The 17,542-nt window shown below is 66.1% G+C and carries 14 protein-coding genes and 1 pseudogene; 9 read left to right on the top strand and 6 right to left on the bottom strand.

The genetic code is table 11. The features are described from left to right. Nucleotides 1–71: 71 nt before the first annotated feature. The 3 genes from E8L99_RS17210 to E8L99_RS17200 are packed head-to-tail and all read left to right on the top strand — an operon-like array spanning nt 72 to nt 3,170. Nucleotides 72–1,385, top strand: coding sequence for a sulfopropanediol 3-dehydrogenase (locus E8L99_RS17210; RefSeq protein ID WP_137100700.1), 1,314 nt, complete (start codon nt 72–74; stop codon nt 1,383–1,385). A 3-nt stretch (nt 1,386–1,388) separates the two neighbouring features. Then, nucleotides 1,389–2,159 (top strand): SDR family NAD(P)-dependent oxidoreductase, encoded by a 771-nt coding sequence (locus E8L99_RS17205; RefSeq protein WP_137100699.1) that lies wholly within the window; start codon nt 1,389–1,391, stop codon nt 2,157–2,159. Between the two features lie 15 nt (nt 2,160–2,174). Continuing rightward, nucleotides 2,175–3,170, top strand: a complete 996-nt coding sequence (locus tag E8L99_RS17200) for a zinc-dependent alcohol dehydrogenase (protein WP_137100698.1) — start codon at nt 2,175–2,177, stop codon at nt 3,168–3,170. Nucleotides 3,171–3,453: 283 nt separating this feature from the next. Here E8L99_RS17200 and E8L99_RS17195 read toward each other — a convergent pair whose 3' ends face one another. Genes E8L99_RS17195 through E8L99_RS17185 form a run of 3 tightly spaced genes read right to left on the bottom strand, consistent with a single transcriptional unit; the run spans nt 3,454 to nt 8,654 of the window. After that, nucleotides 3,454–3,822 carry a hypothetical protein gene (locus E8L99_RS17195; protein WP_137100697.1) on the bottom strand — a complete coding sequence of 123 codons (369 nt, stop codon included), beginning with the start codon at nt 3,820–3,822 and terminating at the stop codon, nt 3,454–3,456. 11 nt (nt 3,823–3,833) lie between these two features. Next, nucleotides 3,834–6,968 (bottom strand): efflux RND transporter permease subunit, encoded by a 3,135-nt coding sequence (locus E8L99_RS17190; RefSeq protein WP_137100696.1) that lies wholly within the window; start codon nt 6,966–6,968, stop codon nt 3,834–3,836. A gap of 9 nt (nt 6,969–6,977) precedes the next feature. Continuing rightward, nucleotides 6,978–8,654, bottom strand: a complete 1,677-nt coding sequence (locus E8L99_RS17185; protein WP_137100695.1) for an efflux RND transporter periplasmic adaptor subunit — start codon at nt 8,652–8,654, stop codon at nt 6,978–6,980. A 723-nt stretch (nt 8,655–9,377) separates the two neighbouring features. Here E8L99_RS17185 and E8L99_RS23820 point away from each other — a divergent pair. Further along, the gene (locus E8L99_RS23820) at nt 9,378–9,515 is read left to right on the top strand and encodes a hypothetical protein (RefSeq protein ID WP_168201710.1); all 138 of its coding nucleotides are present in this window, start codon (nt 9,378–9,380) and stop codon (nt 9,513–9,515) included. 18 nt (nt 9,516–9,533) lie between these two features. Here E8L99_RS23820 and chrA read toward each other — a convergent pair. Both chrA and E8L99_RS17175 read right to left on the bottom strand, forming a co-directional pair. Then, nucleotides 9,534–10,927: pseudogene (gene chrA / locus E8L99_RS17180) on the bottom strand (chromate efflux transporter). Beyond that, nucleotides 10,927–11,745 (bottom strand): chromate resistance protein ChrB domain-containing protein, encoded by an 819-nt coding sequence (locus tag E8L99_RS17175; RefSeq protein ID WP_137100694.1) that lies wholly within the window; start codon nt 11,743–11,745, stop codon nt 10,927–10,929. The pseudogene chrA and the gene E8L99_RS17175 overlap by 1 nt, the downstream one beginning before the upstream one ends. A 216-nt stretch (nt 11,746–11,961) precedes the next feature. Between E8L99_RS17175 and E8L99_RS17170 the strand changes: the two genes are divergently transcribed. Continuing rightward, complete coding sequence (locus E8L99_RS17170) at nt 11,962–12,693, top strand: hypothetical protein (RefSeq protein WP_137100693.1); 732 nt, start codon at nt 11,962–11,964, stop codon at nt 12,691–12,693. A 252-nt stretch (nt 12,694–12,945) separates the two neighbouring features. Here the strand turns inward: E8L99_RS17170 and E8L99_RS17165 are convergent, their stop codons facing one another. After that, entirely contained in the window at nt 12,946–13,905 is a 960-nt protein-coding gene (locus E8L99_RS17165) for a LysR family transcriptional regulator (protein ID WP_168201709.1), read from the bottom strand. Between E8L99_RS17165 and uraD the strand changes: the two genes are divergently transcribed. The 4 genes from uraD to E8L99_RS17145 are packed head-to-tail and all read left to right on the top strand — an operon-like array spanning nt 13,849 to nt 17,535. Continuing rightward, entirely contained in the window at nt 13,849–14,574 is a 726-nt protein-coding gene (uraD, locus tag E8L99_RS17160) for a 2-oxo-4-hydroxy-4-carboxy-5-ureidoimidazoline decarboxylase (RefSeq protein ID WP_137100691.1), read from the top strand. The two genes, E8L99_RS17165 and uraD, sit on opposite strands and share 57 nt — an antisense overlap. Before the next feature lie 16 nt (nt 14,575–14,590). Then, complete coding sequence (locus E8L99_RS17155) at nt 14,591–15,571, top strand: Bug family tripartite tricarboxylate transporter substrate binding protein (RefSeq protein WP_137100690.1); 981 nt, start codon at nt 14,591–14,593, stop codon at nt 15,569–15,571. A 17-nt stretch (nt 15,572–15,588) separates the two neighbouring features. Beyond that, on the top strand, nt 15,589–16,032 hold the full coding sequence (locus E8L99_RS17150) for a tripartite tricarboxylate transporter TctB family protein (protein WP_168201708.1): 444 nt from the start codon (nt 15,589–15,591) through the stop codon (nt 16,030–16,032). A gap of 3 nt (nt 16,033–16,035) precedes the next feature. After that, the gene (locus E8L99_RS17145; RefSeq protein ID WP_137100688.1) at nt 16,036–17,535 is read left to right on the top strand and encodes a tripartite tricarboxylate transporter permease; all 1,500 of its coding nucleotides are present in this window, start codon (nt 16,036–16,038) and stop codon (nt 17,533–17,535) included. Nucleotides 17,536–17,542 lie beyond the last annotated feature (7 nt).

The raw sequence follows: 17,542 nt of genomic DNA, 5'->3' as shown, positions 1-17,542 counted from the left end.
ATCCCAAACCTGCACGGGCCAGGACCTGGCCCGTGCGCATGCCGAGTGACGTTTCCCGGAGGCAATCAGCCATGGCCATCACCCACCTGAAAACGGCGACGAAGACGCCCGAAACGGAGACGGACACCGCCCGAAAGGTCGTGACCGACATGCTGGCGGCCATCGAGACCGGCGGCGAGCGCGCCGTTCGCGACTATGCGCTCAGCCTCGACAAATGGTCCGGCGACATCTTGATGAGCCCGGAGGCCATCGCCGCCCGCATCGCCGAGGTGCCGGCATCGGTGAAGGACGACATTGCCTTCGCGGCCGCTCAGGTCCGCCGGTTCGCCGAAGCCCAGCGCGCCTCTGTCCAGGACTTCTCGCTGGAGATCACCCCCGGTCTGACGCTTGGCCAGAAGCTCGTCCCGGTCAACACCGCCGGCTGCTATGTGCCGACCGGCCGCTACGCCCACATCGCTTCCGCCTACATGTCGATCGCGACCGCCAAGGCGGCGGGTGTGAAGACCGTCGTCGCGTGCTCGGCTCCCTATCGCGGCGAGGGCATCCATCCCGAGGTGCTCTATGCCATGACGGTCGCCGGGGCCGACGTCATCATGTGCCTCGGTGGCGTCCAGGCCATCGCCGCCATGACCTACGGTCTCTTCACCGGCCGGAAGGCCGACATCATCGTGGGGCCAGGCAACAAGTTCGTCGCCGAGGCCAAGCGCATGCTGTTCGGCAAGGTCGGCATCGACGTCTTCGCCGGCCCCTCCGAGGTCTGCGTCATCGCCGACGAGACCTGCGACCCCATGATCGTCGCCACCGATCTCGTGGGACAGGCCGAGCATGGCCACGAAAGCCCGGCCTGGCTGATCACCAATTCGCGGGCGGTCGCCGAGGAGGTGTCGCGGCAGATGCCGCTGCTCATCGACAAGCTGCCGCCGACAGCGCGCGATGCGGCGGCCGCAGCCTGGCGGGACTATGGCGAGGTCGTCCTGTGCGACAGCCGCGAGGAGATGGTGGCGGTGTCCGACACCTATGCCTGCGAACACCTGGAGGTCCATTGCGCCGATCTCGCCTGGTGGCACGCCAACCTGACCAATTACGGCTCGCTGTTTCTCGGCGAGGAGACCAACGTCGCCTTCGGCGACAAGGCCTCGGGGCCGAACCACATCCTCCCCACGAAGTTCGCCGCGCGCTATTCCGCCGGCCTCTCGGTGCACAAGTTCCTGAAGCCGCTGACCTGGCAGCAGATGACCCGCGAGGCCTGCACGGTGATCGCACCGCTCTCGGCCCGCATCTCGCGGCTGGAGGGGATGGAGGCCCATGCCCGCACCTCGGATGTGCGGCTGGCGAAGTTCTCAGGCGACCGCGCCTTCGATCTCGGACGGCCAGTCGAGACCTGAGCCATGTTCCGCCTCACAGCGCTCTTCGACCTCACAGGCCGCACCGCTCTGGTGACCGGCGGCAACAGCGGCATCGGCCTTGCCATGGCCCGTGCCCTCGGCGAGGCGGGGGCGATGGTCGTGCTCGCCGCGCGCCGTGCGGAGGAGACAGCCGCAGCCGTCGCGAGCCTTCAGGCAGACGCCATCAAGGCCAGCCGCCTCGTCGTCGATCTTGCGACCCCCACCTGTGCAACGACAGTCACGGAGACGCTGGCGGCGCAGGACCTGTCTCCCGACATCCTCGTCAATGCCGCAGGGGTGAATCTGCGGCAGCCCTTCACCGAGGTCACGGCCGAGGGTTTCGATCTGCACATGGCCCTGCACCTGCGGGCACCCTTCCTGCTCACCCAGGTGCTGGCGCCGGCCATGGCGGACCGCGGGTGGGGCCGCATCATCAACATCGCGTCGCTGCAGAGCTATCGCGCCTTTCCCAACAGCGCGCCCTACGGTGCCGGCAAGGGCGGCGTGGTCCAATTGACCCGCGCCACTGCCGAGGCGTGGTCGCGCCGCGGTATTACCTGCAATGCCATCGCGCCGGGGTTCTTCCCAACTCCCCTCACCGCCCCGGTCTTTGCCGATCCAGAGCGCTCGGCCCGCAATGCGGAGCAGACCGCGATCGGCCGGAACGGCGAATTGTCGGACCTCACTGGGGCGACCGTGTTCCTCGCTTCGGACGCCTCTGCCTATGTGACCGGCCAGACCCTCGCGGTCGATGGCGGCTTCACCGCCAAGTGATACGGAATCCTGCCCATGAAGGCGCTCGTCTACACGGCCCCGCACAGCCTCGCCTTTCGTGACGAACCCGACCCCGTCCCCGAAGCGGGAGAGGTTATCGTCCGCGTCGAGGCGGTCGGCATCTGCGGTTCGGACATGCATGCCTATCACGGGCACGACGCCCGACGCCCCGCGCCGCTGATCCTCGGCCATGAGGCCGCGGGGCGGATCGTCGGCGGACCGCGCGATGGCCAGCGCGTGACGATCAATCCGCTGGTCATCGATCCCGCCTGCCCCTCCGCGATTGCGGGGCGCCCACATCTCTCGCCCTCGCGGCAGATCCTCTCCATGCCGCCGCGGCCCGGCGCCTTTGCTGAGTTCGTCCGCATCCCCGAGCGTAATGTCGTGGCGATCCCCGACAGCCTGCCGATCGAACACGCGGCGCTGGCAGAGCCCATCGCGGTCTCCTGGCATGCGGTGTGGCTCGGAGCACAGAAGCTTCAGCAACCCTTCGCGACCGCTCGCGTGGCCATCCTCGGCGGCGGCGCGATCGGCCTTGCTGCGGCCCTGGTCAGCCGTCTCTTCGGCGCGGCCGACATCCGCATTGGCGAGCCGAACCCGCTCCGACGCCAGACGATCGCCAGTGGCGAAGGCTTCGCGGTCTACGAACCCGGAACGGATGGCGAGCCGGCCGAGAACTCCATCGACCTCGTCATCGACGCTGTCGGCGCCCGTTCCAGCCGGGCGGCGGCCTGCGCTATGGTTCGCCCAGGCGGTGTCATCGTCCATGCCGGCCTGCTGCCGGGCCACGAGGGTCTCGACATCCGCAAGATCACCCTCCAGGAGATCACGCTGACCGGTACCTATTGCTACACGCCGGTCGATTTCGCTCACACCGTCGCGGCGCTCAGCGACCGGCGCCTGGGTGGGCTCGGCTGGTTCGAGGAACGGCCGCTGAGCGCGGGCGCCGCGGCCTTCGAAGCCATCGACGCCGGCACGACGCCGGCCGCCAAGATCGTCCTTCGTCCCTGACGTCGTCTGTGCGCTGTCGGTCAACTGGCACGGCATCGCGAAAGCGTCCGCTTAGGACACCGCCGTCAATGCCGCTTTTGGCGGCGCACTGCATATGTCCAGGCCCGCCAAAAGATCGTGCCTCGGTCGTTGCGTCAGTTTGAATGACTCAATTCACACTGAAGTGTCGCGACCGGCCTCAGCCGAGCTGCCGAGGCGAAGCCTGCCATCAGCAGGACGCCTGCGACGGCAAGGAGGGGGTTTGGGAATGTGATGGCTGTTTCCTCGTTGTTTGACGTGACAATCAGTTGAAGCGGCCCTGCACTGTTCCGCCGCTGGCCAAGGTCACCTGAACGGCCCCCTTGGGCTGCGGCGGAAGGGGCGCGGTCGCTGTGCCCTTGAGCGCGTTTCCACCTGCGGGAGCGAGCGGGATGCGCTGAGTGCGGCCATCGATCGCGAGAATGGCGACACCCTGGCCTCCGGCCGTGGCAACCGGCTTGTCGCTGTGGTCGTGCAGGTAGATCGTCAGTGCGTCGCCCCTGACGACCATCTCCATATGGACGGAGCCGGCATCGACCTGACGCCCACCGTTGGGACCGACGCCCGGGGCGTGCGCCTGTGCGACGCCGGCCATCATCAATGCACCCCAGAATGCGAATGTTCTCAGGATCATCTTTCTCTCCTTCAGTAAGCTTCGGCGGCAGTGCCGATGCTGGGTGACGCGGGTTGTGCGGTGGCATCGGCGACCAGGCGCTCGACCGCTGCCCGGCCATAGCGAAGCACCAGGACCGGGGTCAGGACTGCATCGAGCAGGGTGGCGCTGATCAGGCCGCCAAAGATCGTCACGGCGACCGGGTGCAGGATCTCCTTGCCCGGTGCGTCGGCGCCGATCAGCAGGGGCACCAGGGCAACGCCGGCGGAGAACGCCGTCATCAGCACGGGGGGCAGACGCTCGAGACTTCCCCGGACCACCAGGTCCCGATCGAACGGCAGTCCCTCGTGGATCGCCAGATTGATGATGTGGCTGATCTTCAGGATGCCGTTGCGTGCGGCAATGCCGGTCAGCGTGATGAACCCGATCATCGACGCAACCGAAAGGGTCTGCCCCGCCAGCCACAGGGCCGCGACGCTGCCGATCAAGGCCAGCGGCACGCTGCCGATGATGATGATCGCGAGCAGGGCCGAGCGGTAGCGGCTGTAGAGGATCGCAAACACCATGGCGAGCGACATCAGCGACAGAAGTCCGATGGTGCGGGTCGCTTCTTCCTGCGCCTGGAATGTCCCTTCCAGACTGATGGATATCTCCGATGGCAGCGTCGCTCCGGCGATCTCCCGCCGGATGGCCGCAACGATGCTGGCCATGTCGGTTCGGCCGTCGGAATTGGCCTGCACGATGATCCGCCGCCGCCCGTTTTCCCGCAGGATCTGGTTGGGGCCGTCGGTCTCGCGAATATCGGCGATCTGCCGGGCAGGCACCCATCCCGATGGCGTCTCGATCAGGAGATCGCCCAGGCCCTGCGTGGTACGCAGCCGATCCGGCAGGCGCATCACCACATCGAAGCGGCGGGCGCCATCCACCACGCGCGACACGACCCGGCCATTGGACAGCCGGCCAAGCTGGTCCACCAGGGCGGCGGGCTGGATGCCGTAAAGGGCAGCCCGGCCGTAATCGACGCGGATATCGAGCTGTGGGATCCGCACCTGCTTCTCGACCTGAAGGTCGGTCAGTCCGGGAACCGTGGCGAGGCGCGCACGCAGCGTTTCGGCGCTGCTGCGCAATGTATCGAGGTCGTCACCGAACAGTTTGATCGCGATCTCGGCGCGGACGCCCGAGAGCATGTGATCAAGCCGGTGCGAGATCGGCTGACCGACATTGACCGCGACCGGCAGGACCGCGAGGCGTGTGCGAAGGTCGGCAATGATGTCCACCCTGGGGCGACCACCGGGCTTCAGCTCAAGCTCGATATCGGAGGAGTGGACGCCCTCGGCATGTTCGTCGAGCTCGGCGCGGCCGGTGCGCCGCCCGATCACGCGGACCTCCGGCATGTCCATGAGAAGCCGCTCGGCGATAAGACCGACGCGATGGCTCTCCGACAGCGATATGCCGGGATTGAACACCATGTTGATGGTGAAACTGCCCTCGTTGAACGCGGGCAGGAAGGACCGTGGCAGCAACACCGCGCCGGTTCCTGCGGCCATCACAGCGAGAACCGTCATGGCCATCAGCGCCCGGGGGCGCCGCAGTGCCACCGCCAGCACCCCGGCATTGCCCCGCTTGAGCAGCCGGATGAGCCAGCTTTCGCGATGGTCCAGCCGCTTCAGTCCGGGCAGGAGGAAATAGGCCAGGACCGGGGTCACGGTGATCGAGACCACGAGGCTCGCGAGGATCGAGATGATGTAGGCCTGTCCCAGCGGCGCGAACAGGCGCCCCTCGATGCCGGAGAGGGCGAACAGGGGAATGAACACCAGCACGATGATCGACGTCGCATAGACGATCCCCGAGCGGACCTCCTGCGAGGCCGAGATCACCACGTCGAAGACGCTGCGTGGATTGCCTTTGGCCCGGTTCTCGCGCAGGCGCCGGAAGATGTTCTCCACATCCACGACCGCGTCATCGACGAGCTCGCCGATGGCGATGGCGAGGCCGCCGAGCGTCATCGTGTTGATCGACAGGCCGGCCAGGTGAAACACCACTGCGGTGGCAAGGATCGACAGCGGGATAGCGGTGAGCGAGATCACGGTGGTGCGCACGTTCAAAAGAAAGACGAACAGCACGACAGCGACCACGAGAATGGCTTCCAGCAGCACCGTCTCGACGTTGCGGATCGACGTCTCGATGAAGTTCGCCTGGCGGAACACCAGGTCGCTTGCGCGGATGCCATTGGGCAGCGCGCCGGCAAGCTCCTTCAGGGCCGCCTCAACTTCGCGCGTCAGCCTGATCGTATCGACATTCGGCTGCTTTTCGATCGACACGATGACAGCAGAACGCCCCATGAAGCCGGCATCGCCGCGCTTGACCCGCGCAGCGAAATCGACGTCCGCAACCTGTCGGAGATACACTTGGCGTCCGTCCGAGCTGGCCACGACCAGATTGCGCAGGTCATCGATACTGGTCGTCCTGCCGACATTGCGGATAAGAAATTCGCGCGCATTCTGGTCGGAAAAGCCGCCACCGGCATTGGTACCGAACAGGGCGAGCGCCCGTTCCACCTGCTCATAGCCGACGCCGAAGGCACGAAGCGCCGCCGGGTTCGGAGCCACCCTGTACTGGCGGACCTCCCCACCCATCGGAATGACCTGGGCGACACCTGGAATGGTGAGCAGGCGGGGCCTGATGAGGAAGTCGGCCGCATCGCGCAAATCCATTGGCGAGGCCACATCGCCCGTGACGGCGACCATGAGGATCTGGCCCATGATGGAGCTGACGGGCCCCATCTGCGGCACGGCCGAGGCCGGAAGCTGGTCGCGCACCAACGAAAGCCGTTCAGCAACCTGCTGGCGGTTTCTGAAAATCTCCGTTCCCCAGTCGAACTCGACATAGACGATCGACAGACCGACGCCCGACACGGAGCGCACACGGCGAACGCCGGGCAATCCGTTCATCTGGGTTTCGATCGGATAGCTGACGAGCTGCTCGACCTCGGGCGGCGCGAGCCCCTCGGCCTCGGTCATGATTGTGACAGTTGGCCGGTTGAGGTCGGGGAAGACATCGACCGGCAGGCGGCCGATGCTGATGACGCCGAGCACGATGAGGCCGGCCGCCAGCGCCAGCACGAGCATCCGGTTGCGCAGCGATTGTGTGACAAGGAAGGTGAACATGGCCGCGCCTCACCTGACCTGATCGATGAGTTCGGCACCCTGGGTCACCACGCGCTGGCCAGCCTCAAGGCCGGCCTGCACAAGGACCCTGTCGCCATCGAGCGGCACGAACCGTACCTGGCGCGGCTCGAACCGTTCCGCCGAGCGATGTACGTAGATGATCGTCTGCCCGTTGGTGGCACGCACCAGGCTCGCTCGCGGGATCGCGATGCCACTGATCTCATCGTGAAGGGACGCCAGTACGGTCACGAACTGGCCGAGGCGAATAACGGTGCTCCCCGCGGTGACAGCAAAGTGGACCGAAACCGCCTGGTTGCGGCTGGCAAGACCCGCGCCCTGGTAGGCCAGCCCGAGAGACGTTCCATTCGCGGTTCTGGCGGTCGCGTTGCCAATCCCGGGCAGCGCCTCGAAACTGGAGGCTTCCAGCCAGAGCCGGTCTGGATCGACGATCTGGAACACCACGGCGCTGGGCTGGATCATCTGCCCGGTCACGGCCGACGAATCCGCGATGACGCCGGCAACAGGTGCGACGAGCGGTTCCGGCTCGCGGCGGGCCTGGTCGAGGGCTGCGCGGCGATCACGAAGGCCTTGAAGCTCGAGACGCGCCTCGTCGAGCTGGACCTGGGTTCCCGCTCCGCTGCGAGCGAGCGTTTCGAACCGCAGGATCCGGCGCTCAGCCACCGCGATGGCCTGATCGAGCTCGCTCTGCCGCTGGCGCATGTCGCTGCGATCGATCGCCTGGAGCGGCGGTGACACGAACGCGAGCACATCGCCACGCGACACACGGGTACCAAGCCTTGGAAAGCCACCCTCCGGCGGCTCGATCCGACCGCCTGCAGAGGCCTGGACATAGCCGCTTGCGTTCGGATCGGGAATGACGCGCGCCGGCAGTTCGACTACCCGGCGGTGCTGGGCCTCTGCGGACATTGCGGTCCGGATGGCGAGAATGCGCTGCGTTGGCTTAGGGACGAAGATCGTCCCATCAGGCAGGCGCCGGGCAAGATCGCCGGTCACCGAAACGACCGGCGTGGCTGGGCCGTGGTCGTGGCCGTCATGCGCCTTGGCAGGCGGTGAGCCGGTGCCGGCCAGCAGCATCAGTGCGAGACCTGCAATCCGGGTCCCCCGCCGACGGAACAGCAACGTCAGGAGGATGCCGGCGATCAGACCAAGCCCTGCCGGCAGGATGGCTGCGGACAGCGGTTCGAGGCGGTCGCGAACAGCGTGAGCAACAGCTTGAAGATTGCGCCAGCCTGACTGGGAAACTGGCGGTGCGGCGACGGCCTCGGCCGGCACATCCAGCGCCGTTGTCAGGATGTCGATCACGTCGCCGGCGGTCACCGTGATGATCAGGTCTTTCCGACTTGGTGTCGTTGCCCACGCGACAGGCGCGCCAAAGCCGCCATCGGCCCTGGGAGAAAGGGCAAGGGTGCCCGCGGGCGTGTCGACCTCGACAGTCGCCGATGTCACAGGTGCGTTGGTGGCGAAGTCGTCGATGAAGACGATGAGTTCGCCATTGCGCAGCGACGCGACCAGTTCGAACGCATCCGAGGCGGCCTCACCACGGGGCGCGGCGACGCTATCGGCGACGACAGGGGGTGGGGCATGATCATGCCCATCATGGGCTCGGCCGACGACGACGCTCGCAGCGAGCAAGCAGCCCGCCGCAATCAAGGTGCGGAATTCCATGGAAACGGTCCTTCACAAGACGCAATGCCGCAAAAACGGCACGGGCCGCGCGCCGCCTCAGGCAGCGCGCATCGTCAGGCGAAGGTTCGTGGAGGGCGTGGCAATCGCTCGGATAGAGTCGATGGGCCACCGGCTGAGCGTTCCGGCGCGGCTGTGCTCATCGTCCGACTGGTGGGACCGCAGGTCGCGGCTTCAGACAGAAGCGCACCGCAGCACATGCCGGCCGCCCCTTGGCAGCAGCCAGGCAGGCATGGGGGCATGGCCTGGGTCACGGTCATACCGTCGGCAGCCCTTGCTGCCACAATGACCGGCTTGACGTCGTGATGGACATGCTTGGAGACGCTGGTGGCGTGGACATCCGGGCCATGGTGGTGATGACCACCGGCTCCATGAGCCATTGCCGGGCGATCAAAGGCTGCGAGAGCGATCATGACGATCGCCATAGCCAAGACTCGCTGCAGATGGTTCAGCACTACCGACATCAAGCATCCATAGTGGCAAGGTCGAACGCCACAACCGCATTCATAGACCTTCCCACGATAGCAAGGTCAAGAGCCAAATCGCACGTCAGGTCCGGCTCCAGACCGACCTCCGTGCTCATCGGACGATCTGGATTGCCGCGAGATCAAACGCAATCCGGCCGAAAAGATGCGCAATCTCTCCGGATGCCCAGCCCTTGATCAATCGGATCCGACCCGATCGTCACCTGGGGCGGACAGGGCGTTGCCATCGGTTTTCGCCCGTGACCGCTTCATCGACCTGACGGCCCGGCACGGAGAAGCCGTCGAGAAAGCGGCACGGGTGATCGACCTATTGGCCGGGGTCACACTCATCGCGGTCAGCCTGCGGGAACTGACCTGACGGCGTTCCGCCTACCCCTTACGTTCCCCCTCCCACCAGGAGCCGAAGAGCCAGCCCGGCCACCGCAGCGCCGGCCAGGACGGGGATCATGCCGACCTTGAACCGGAACATCGCCACCGCCGCCGCAACCGCCAGGACAGCAGCATAGGGGTCGAGCGATGTGAACTCCGGCCACGCGATGGCGAGAGGTCCCGCCGAGAGAAGGCCGACCTTCCGGAAGATGACGTGGAGGCCGAACCAGACGGCAAGGTTGAGGATCACGCCCACCACTGACGCGGTAATCGCCGTCAGCGCCCCGGACAGCGCCTTGTTGGACCTCAGCGTCTCGATATAGGGCGCCCCGAGGAAGATCCACAGGAAGCACGGCACGAAGGTCACCCAGGTCGTAAGGGTGGCCCCGATGATGCCGCTGAGCAGCGGATCGATGCCGGGAGGTGCCCGGAAGGCTGCCAGGAAGCCGACATAGACCAGCACGAGGATCAGAGGACCGGGCGTGGTCTCGGCCATGGCGAGCCCATCCAGCATCTCTCCGGGCTTGAGCCAGCCGAAGCCGGTCACAGCCGCCTGGGCGACGTAGGAGAGCACCGCGTAAGCGCCCCCGAAGGTCACCACCGCCATCTGGGAGAAGAAGCCTGCGATGGACATGAACACGCTGTGCCCGCCAAACACCCAGGCCAGCAGCGCCACAGGCGCGACCCACAGCGTACCCCAGATCAGGAGGACCTTGGCAGCCCGTCCCCAGCCCGGCTGCACCTCCGGCTCCCGAAGCTCCAGGAAGGCGCCATCGATCACCTTGGCACCGCCGTGCCCTCCCCCTTGAACAGTTCAGGCCTCAGGCGGGTGCCCACATAGCCGATGACACCCGCTGCCAGGATGATGATGGGGAACGGCACCTGGAAGGCAAAGATGGCCACGAAGGACGCGGTTGCCAGCCCGATCATGAACCGGTTCTTGAGCGCCCGCTTGCCGACCCGGAGCACCGCCTCGATGACGACGGCGAGGACCGCAGCCTTCAGGCCGAAGAACACGGCATCGACCGGCGCTGTCCCCTGGTACAGGGCGTAGACCGAACTGAGCCCCAGGATGACCAGGAACCCAGGGATGACGAAGAGCGTGCCGGCGACGATGCCGCCCCTGACGCCGTGGAGCAGCCAGCCGATATAGGTGGCGAGCTGCTGCGCCTCGGGACCCGGCAACAGCATGCAGTAGTTCAGGGCATGGAGGAACCGCTCCTCCGAGACCCACCGCTTCTCCTCAACCAGCACCTTGTGCATGAGGGCAATCTGGCCGGCAGGGCCGCCAAAGCTCAGGAACCCGATCTTGGCGAAGACGGAGAACGCCTCGCCAGGCGTGGGGTGAGCGATGGAGGCCGCGTCGGCCGCGTCCGTTGCAGACACAATGGTCATGGTGATCAGGCCCCGCTGGTCGGGGTCGGCCAGTTGTGCGTCTCGTCGGTGGCGTCTCGGCACCAGCGGTAGAAGCTGTCGTAGAGCAGCATTCCCGCGTCCAGCTGTTCGAGGTCATCCCGGAACATCCGCGACAGGCCGAGCGACGCGGCCAGGAAGCCGGCAGCCTCGGGCACGAGGTCCAGACGCGCGGTATCGGCCGCCCGGACGATGGTCGCCAGCCGGTCCAGCGTCACGGACTTCAGGCCGAACTCCGTCAGCATGGTGTCGAAGGTGCAGGTGTCGCCCCTGTGGGTCCAGAAGACGCCATCGACATCGAAGGGGGTGGCCGCGAAGCGATCAGCGACCGCCGTGACCTCGGCTGGCGCGACGAACAGGAAGACCGCCGATGGGTCGATGAAGCGCCGGATGAGCCATGGGCAGGCGATGCGGTCCACCTTGGGGCGAGCCCTGGTGACCCAGACGGTCCGGCCCTGGCTGTCAGGCTGAGGTACCTTGTCGGGGGTAACGAGCAGAGCTCCGGCGTCCCGCCACGCCTCGAAGCCACCCTCCAGGCTGTCGGCCTCGACGCCCTCGTGCCGGAGCCATGCGACGACGCCCTGGCTGAGCTTGAGGCCCCTCTGGCAACTCACCACGACCGATTGGCCGGTGAACGTCTTGGCCCAAACTGTGACGGTCCGGAAGTCTCGCCTGATCGATCCAGGGATCATCCTCGGGTCGATCGCGACGTCGTCGTCAATGCGGACGTCGATGATGGTCGGCGCGTCGGGCAAGCCGATACGACGGGAGAGCTGGGATACGGTGATTTCGGTGGTTGACGGCATAGCGTCCGGCTCCTGGGATGGAGGTTGGGACGCGAACTTTGGGCTGTCGCCTCACGGGGACGTCGCGGAAGGACCCCTTGGTCAAGGTATCTCCCGGCGGCATAGGAACTGTCAACTGCCGAAGGGCCGGTGAGCGACGCGGTATGTTAGTAGCAGCGCACGGCTATGGCAGAGACGTGCCAACTCGTGACGCAGGGCACCGAGCACTCGGGCTCAATGCGCACGCCTCTGGCCAATATGGACACCCTGCTTCTGGCGCCAAAGCTCCGTCAAGGCCTCTGCAGTCATCGATCGGCCAAACCGGTAGCCCTGAAGGAAATGAACTCCGGCAGCCGTCACGAAGCGCAGCTCCGCGACCCGCTGAGCGCTCGGCCGGCGCCTTACGTCGGCGGCTGCAACCAGACCAACCTCGTTGTCTCCGGTATCAGCATGACCTTGCGGCCCGGCGTCTATTGCGGCGGTCTGAAGATCACCCAGGGTGCCAATGTGCGCCTGGCGCCCGGCGAGTACATCATCAAGGACGGCTCTCTCTGGGTCGACGGTGGCGCGTCGCTGAGCGGAAGCTACGTTGGCTTCTATCTGACCGGCAACGCCAGCACGATCCGCTTCGCAGCGCAGAGCACGATCAGCCTGTCGGCGCCGCGCGATGGCGCGCTGGCTTCCCTTCTCTTCTTCGAAGACCGGGCGGCTCCCGTCGGACGCCGTCACCTGATCTCGAGCGACGACGCTCGCCTTCTGCTCGGCACGATCTACCTGCCGAACGGACGCCTCAGGGTTGACGCCAACAAGCCGGTCGCTGACCAGTCGGCCTACACCATCATCGTCGCCCGCTGGATGGAGCTCGACGCCGGGCCAAACCTCATCATGAATTCCAGCTACGGCGCGACGGACGTACCAGTGCCGAACAATATCGGCGTCGTCGGCACGCAGGTGCAATTGTCGGAATAGGGCAATCGGCCAAGCGAACCTTGGACACATTCGCTGATCGGACCAACCGTTCTGCGCATCGCGGGATGTTGCCGAGATCAATCTCGGCGAAGGAACACATGAGGTCGAGGCGAAACTGCCGCCTGACCTCGCTGCGCAATCGGCTCCTTGCAGGACTGGGGCGGCGTCATGTGGTCAAGGGCTCGATCCCCTCCCCGCTCGCCATTTTGGCCTGCAATGCAGCGACTGCGGTGCGTTTCCATCCACTCAGGCTCATGATGTTGAAGCGGTAATGGCCGTGCCGGAAATGCGGCTCCTGACCGCTCTGAGCACCGTCAGGATCTCGCCTTGGGCGAGATCGGCCACGATCTGCGCCAGCCGTGGTAGCGGGCGCCGGGCGCTGATGGCGATCGAGATCGTCTGTGGCCGTGCTCCCTCGTCGGAAATCGGCACGAAGACCAGATCTCCCGCCAGGATCTCCGGAGCCATGTCGAGTTCCGACGTGATGGCGGCATAGGCGCCACTGACCGCCAGACGTTTGACCAGCTGCAGCGAATTGGTGACGACGGGCGGGTCGCGCTCGGAGAACATCCAGGCGTGCTTGTCCTCCAGATAGCGGCGGATCGCCAGCGACCGGCTCTGGGTGGCGATCGGGTAGGCCACAGCCTCCTTCAGCGACACCGACGACCGCCCGGCCAGCGCATGGCCCGGCGCCACCGTACATCCCAGAGGCAGATCCACCGACCACAGGACATGCAGTTCGCGCCGGGCCCTCAGGTTGAAGATGAGCGCGAGATCGGCGCGGTCATCCACCAGCGCCTCGACCGCCGCATCGGTCGACAGGATGTCGACCTCGAGCGCCACTTTCGGATAGGCGGCGCTGACCGTGGCCAGAAGGGCGGGCAGCAGCCCATTGGCGTGGCTGTCCATGGCCGCCAGCCTGACGTGGCCGATATCGAGGCCCTTCATCTGACGAACGGCGGTGAACAGTCCCCCGGCATCGCTGCGCCAGCGCCTGGCGAGCGAGACGACCAGACCACCGACCGGCGTCGGGCGCATGCCGGTCGATTGCCGTTCGAACAGCGGCGCGCCCAGCTCCTGCTCGATCATCAGGATCTGGCGGTCGATCGCCGACGCCGCAATGCCCAGTTCGCGCGATGCCGCCTGGATCGAACCATGGCGCGCGACTTCCTCGACATAGCGCAGGGCTCTCGGCACCAGTTGAAGCGACATGGTCATCCATTCTTAAAATGCGAATGGAGCATCGCTGATTTTGTGATGGCGGGCAATGCGGACCTCGCTCATCCTGCTGCCATGAGCACCCGGACGGCAGCCTCACCTTCTGGACGATCCAGCGCCGGCGCGGCGACTGACCTGCTGTCCGAGATCAATGCGGCAAGCCCGCAGGTAGCATCCCGTCTGGTGGCCCCTTTCATCGAGAATGCGCCGTGGCTCGCCGAGCGCGCGATCGGCCGGCGGCCATTCTCGAGCGTCGACGCTCTGCTGGACGCCCTGGCATCCACCATCCAAACCGCCGACATCGGCGATCAACTCAGGCTCCTCGGCGGCCATCCGGAGCTCGCAGGCGCAGAGGCCCGGGCTGGACGCATGACGGCGGAATCGACGGGCGAGCAAGGCCGCCTCGGTCTCGACCGGCTGTCCCCCGGCGACCTCGCCCGCCTCGACACGGCCAACCGCGCCTATCGCGCCCGTTTCGGCTTTCCCTACATCGTCGCGCTTCATCGCCACGGCGCGCTGTCCGACATCTTCCGTGACCTCGACGCCCGGATGGGCAACGATCCCGACACGGAGAGGGCCTGCGCCCTCAATGAGGTCATCGCCGTCACCCGAGGGCGCCTGATCCGGCATTTCGGTCCCTTCCCTATCCTCCCAACCGCCTGATCAAGGACGAGGAACCATGATGAACCGCCTCTCCCGCCGCACCATGATCCTGGCCGGTGCCGCCTCGCTGGCCGCACCGGGCCTTGCCTCCGGACAGGCCGTCTGGCCGACCAAGCCGGTCCGCATCCTCGTGACCTTCCCGCCGGGTGGCACCAGCGACATCGTCGCCCGCCTGCTCGGCCAGTACATGTCCGAGAAGCTTGGCCAGCAATTCCTGATCGACAACCGCGCCGGTGCCGGCGGAACGCTTGCCGCCGACATCGTCAAGAAGGAAGCGGCCGACGGCCACACGCTGCTGCTTGCCAACAATGCGCCCTTCACCATCTCGCCGACCCAGTTCCGGCAGATGCCCTACGACACGGTCAAGGACTTCACCCATGTCGCCTATATCGGCGCGTCGGCGCCTGGCCTGTTCGTCCAGCCGTCGCTCGGCATCAAGACGCTGAAGGAGTTCATCGACCGGGCCAAGGCGCAGCCGGGCCAGCTCAAATATGGCTCGTCGGGCGTCGGCTCGATCCATCACGTGCTGGGCGAGGCCTTGAAACGGCGCGCCGGCATCAACGTGGTCCACGTGCCCTATCGCGGCACCGCGCCGGCGATCCAGGACTTCAAGGCCGGCGTCCTGTCCTGCTTCTTCGATCTGGTGGCCCAGAATGTCCCGATGCTGCGGGCCAATGAGGCGATCGCTGTCGGCGTCGCGGCGCCCGAACGGATTTCGCAGGCCCCGGAGGTTCCGACCTTCCGCGAACAGGGCATGGATCTCGTGCTCGAAAACTGGCTCGGCATATCGGGACCGGCCGGCATGCCGGCGCCGGTGACTGCAGCCATCCATGCCGCTGTGGCCAACGCGATCGCCCTGCCCGCCGTCCAGGAGCGGCTGCAATCCTGGGGTGTCGAGCGCAAGCCAATGAGCACCGCGGATTATACCAAGTTCGTCGCCGATCAGATCGAGGTCTGGCGCCCCCTGATCATTGAGGCCGGCGCACAGGAGCGCTGACCACGATGAGGGCGATCATGGGCCGGATCTTCAATATCGAAGTGGCTTCCGGGCTGCTGGTCGTCCTCCTGGGTGCCGGCGGACTGTTCGCCATCGGCAATCTCGACATGGGTGTCGCCAACGATATGGGTCCAGGCTACCTGCCGCGGCTGGTTGCCTGGGCTCTGGTCGGCACCGGTGCGGTGATGACCGCGCTCGCGGCCTTTCGTGATCATCCGCCGTTTCCGGATCTCCACTGGCGGCCGACCCTGGCCATCTCGGCGGCCACGGCGGCCTTCGGCCTCATGATCGACCGCCTCGGCATGGTCATCGCCGTGGTCGCCATGACCGTGATCGCCAGCCTTGCCAGTTCCATCTCGCGACCGCGCGAGACGCCGATCCTGGCCGGTCTGCTCGCTGCGGGCGCCGTGCTCGTCTTCATCATCGGGCTCAAGCTCGCAATCCCGATCTGGCCGAGGTGATCGATGGATCTGGTCTCGAACATCGCGCTCGGCTTCTCGGTCGCCATCACGCCGGTCAATATCCTGTTCTGCTTTGTCGGCGTGCTGCTCGGCACGCTCATCGGCGTGTTGCCCGGCATCGGGGCCGTCGCGACGATGTCGATGCTGCTGCCGGTGACCTTCCACCTGCCGCCGGCCACCTCGCTGATCATGCTCGCCGGCATCTATTACGGCGCCCAATATGGCGGCTCGACCACCGCGATCCTCGTCAAGTTGCCAGGCGAGGCCTCCTCGGTCGCAACCGTTCTCGACGGCTATGCGATGGCCCAGAAGGGCCGGGCCGGCGCGGCCCTGTCCATTGCGGCGCTGGCCTCCTTCGTGGCCGGCTCGCTCGCCACGCTCCTGATTGCCATTGCCGGGCCGCTGATGGCCCAGCTCGCGCTGCGCTTCGGCCCGGCCGAATATTTCTCGCTCATGCTGCTCGGCCTCGTCGCCTCGGTGATCCTGGCTTCGGGATCGGTGGTAAAGGCGATCGTCATGATCCTGGTCGGGGTCTATCTCGGTCTGGTCGGGCCGGACGCCAATTCCCCCATGCCGAGGCTGACCTTCGGAGTTCCAGCTCTCGCCGAGGGGGTGAATTTCGTGGCCCTGGCTGTCGGATTGTTCGGCATTTCCGAGATCATCCTCAATCTGGAAGGTCATCTTGCGCGCGTCGCGCCGGTCGCCATGCGTGACCTGTTCCCCAATCGCGACGAGCTCAGGCGCTCGGTCGGCCCGACGCTGCGCGGAACAGCCATCGGCTCGATCCTGGGGGTGTTGCCCGGCGGCGGCGCGCTGCTCGCCTCCTTCGGCGCCTATGCGATCGAGAAGAAGCTGTCGTCCGAACCGGAGCGTTTCGGCCAAGGCGCTGTGGAAGGTGTCGCGGCCCCCGAGGCCGCCAACAATGCCGGTGCCCAGACCTCCTTCGTGCCGCTGCTGACGCTTGGCGTGCCGTCGAATGCCATCATGGCGGTCATGGCCGGCGCCATGACCATCCAGGGTATCGCGCCGAGCCCAAAGGTCATGACCGAACATGCGACCCTGTTCTGGGGCATGATCGCGTCCATGTGGATCGGCAACTTCCTGCTGGTCATCCTCAACCTGCCGCTGGTCGGCCTGTGGGTGAAGCTGCTCCAGGTGCCCTATCGCCTGCTCTATCCGGCGATCCTGTTCTTCTGCTGCATCGGCGTCTATTCGATCAACAATTCGGCCTTCGACGTCTATCTGGCGGTCGGCTTCGGCATCATCGGCTATCTGATGATCAAGCTGGGTTTCGAGCCGACGCCGCTGCTCCTGGGGTTCATCCTTGGGCCCATGATGGAAGAAAACCTGAAGCGGGCGCTCATCCTGTCCGGCGGCAGTCTCGAGCCGTTCTACCAACGCCCGATCAGCCTGACCCTGCTGGTCCTGACTGTGGGCATGTTCGTGCTCATGGCCTTGCCGAGCTTCAAGCGCACGCGCGAAACCGCCTTGAACGCCGATTGAGGATCGA

The sequence above is a fragment of the Phreatobacter aquaticus genome, from assembly GCF_005160265.1.
In the GTDB taxonomy this organism is placed as follows: Bacteria; Pseudomonadota; Alphaproteobacteria; order Rhizobiales; family Phreatobacteraceae; genus Phreatobacter; species Phreatobacter aquaticus.
Note: the sequence above shows the minus strand (reverse complement) of the source record. Positions and strands in the feature narration are given on the sequence as shown.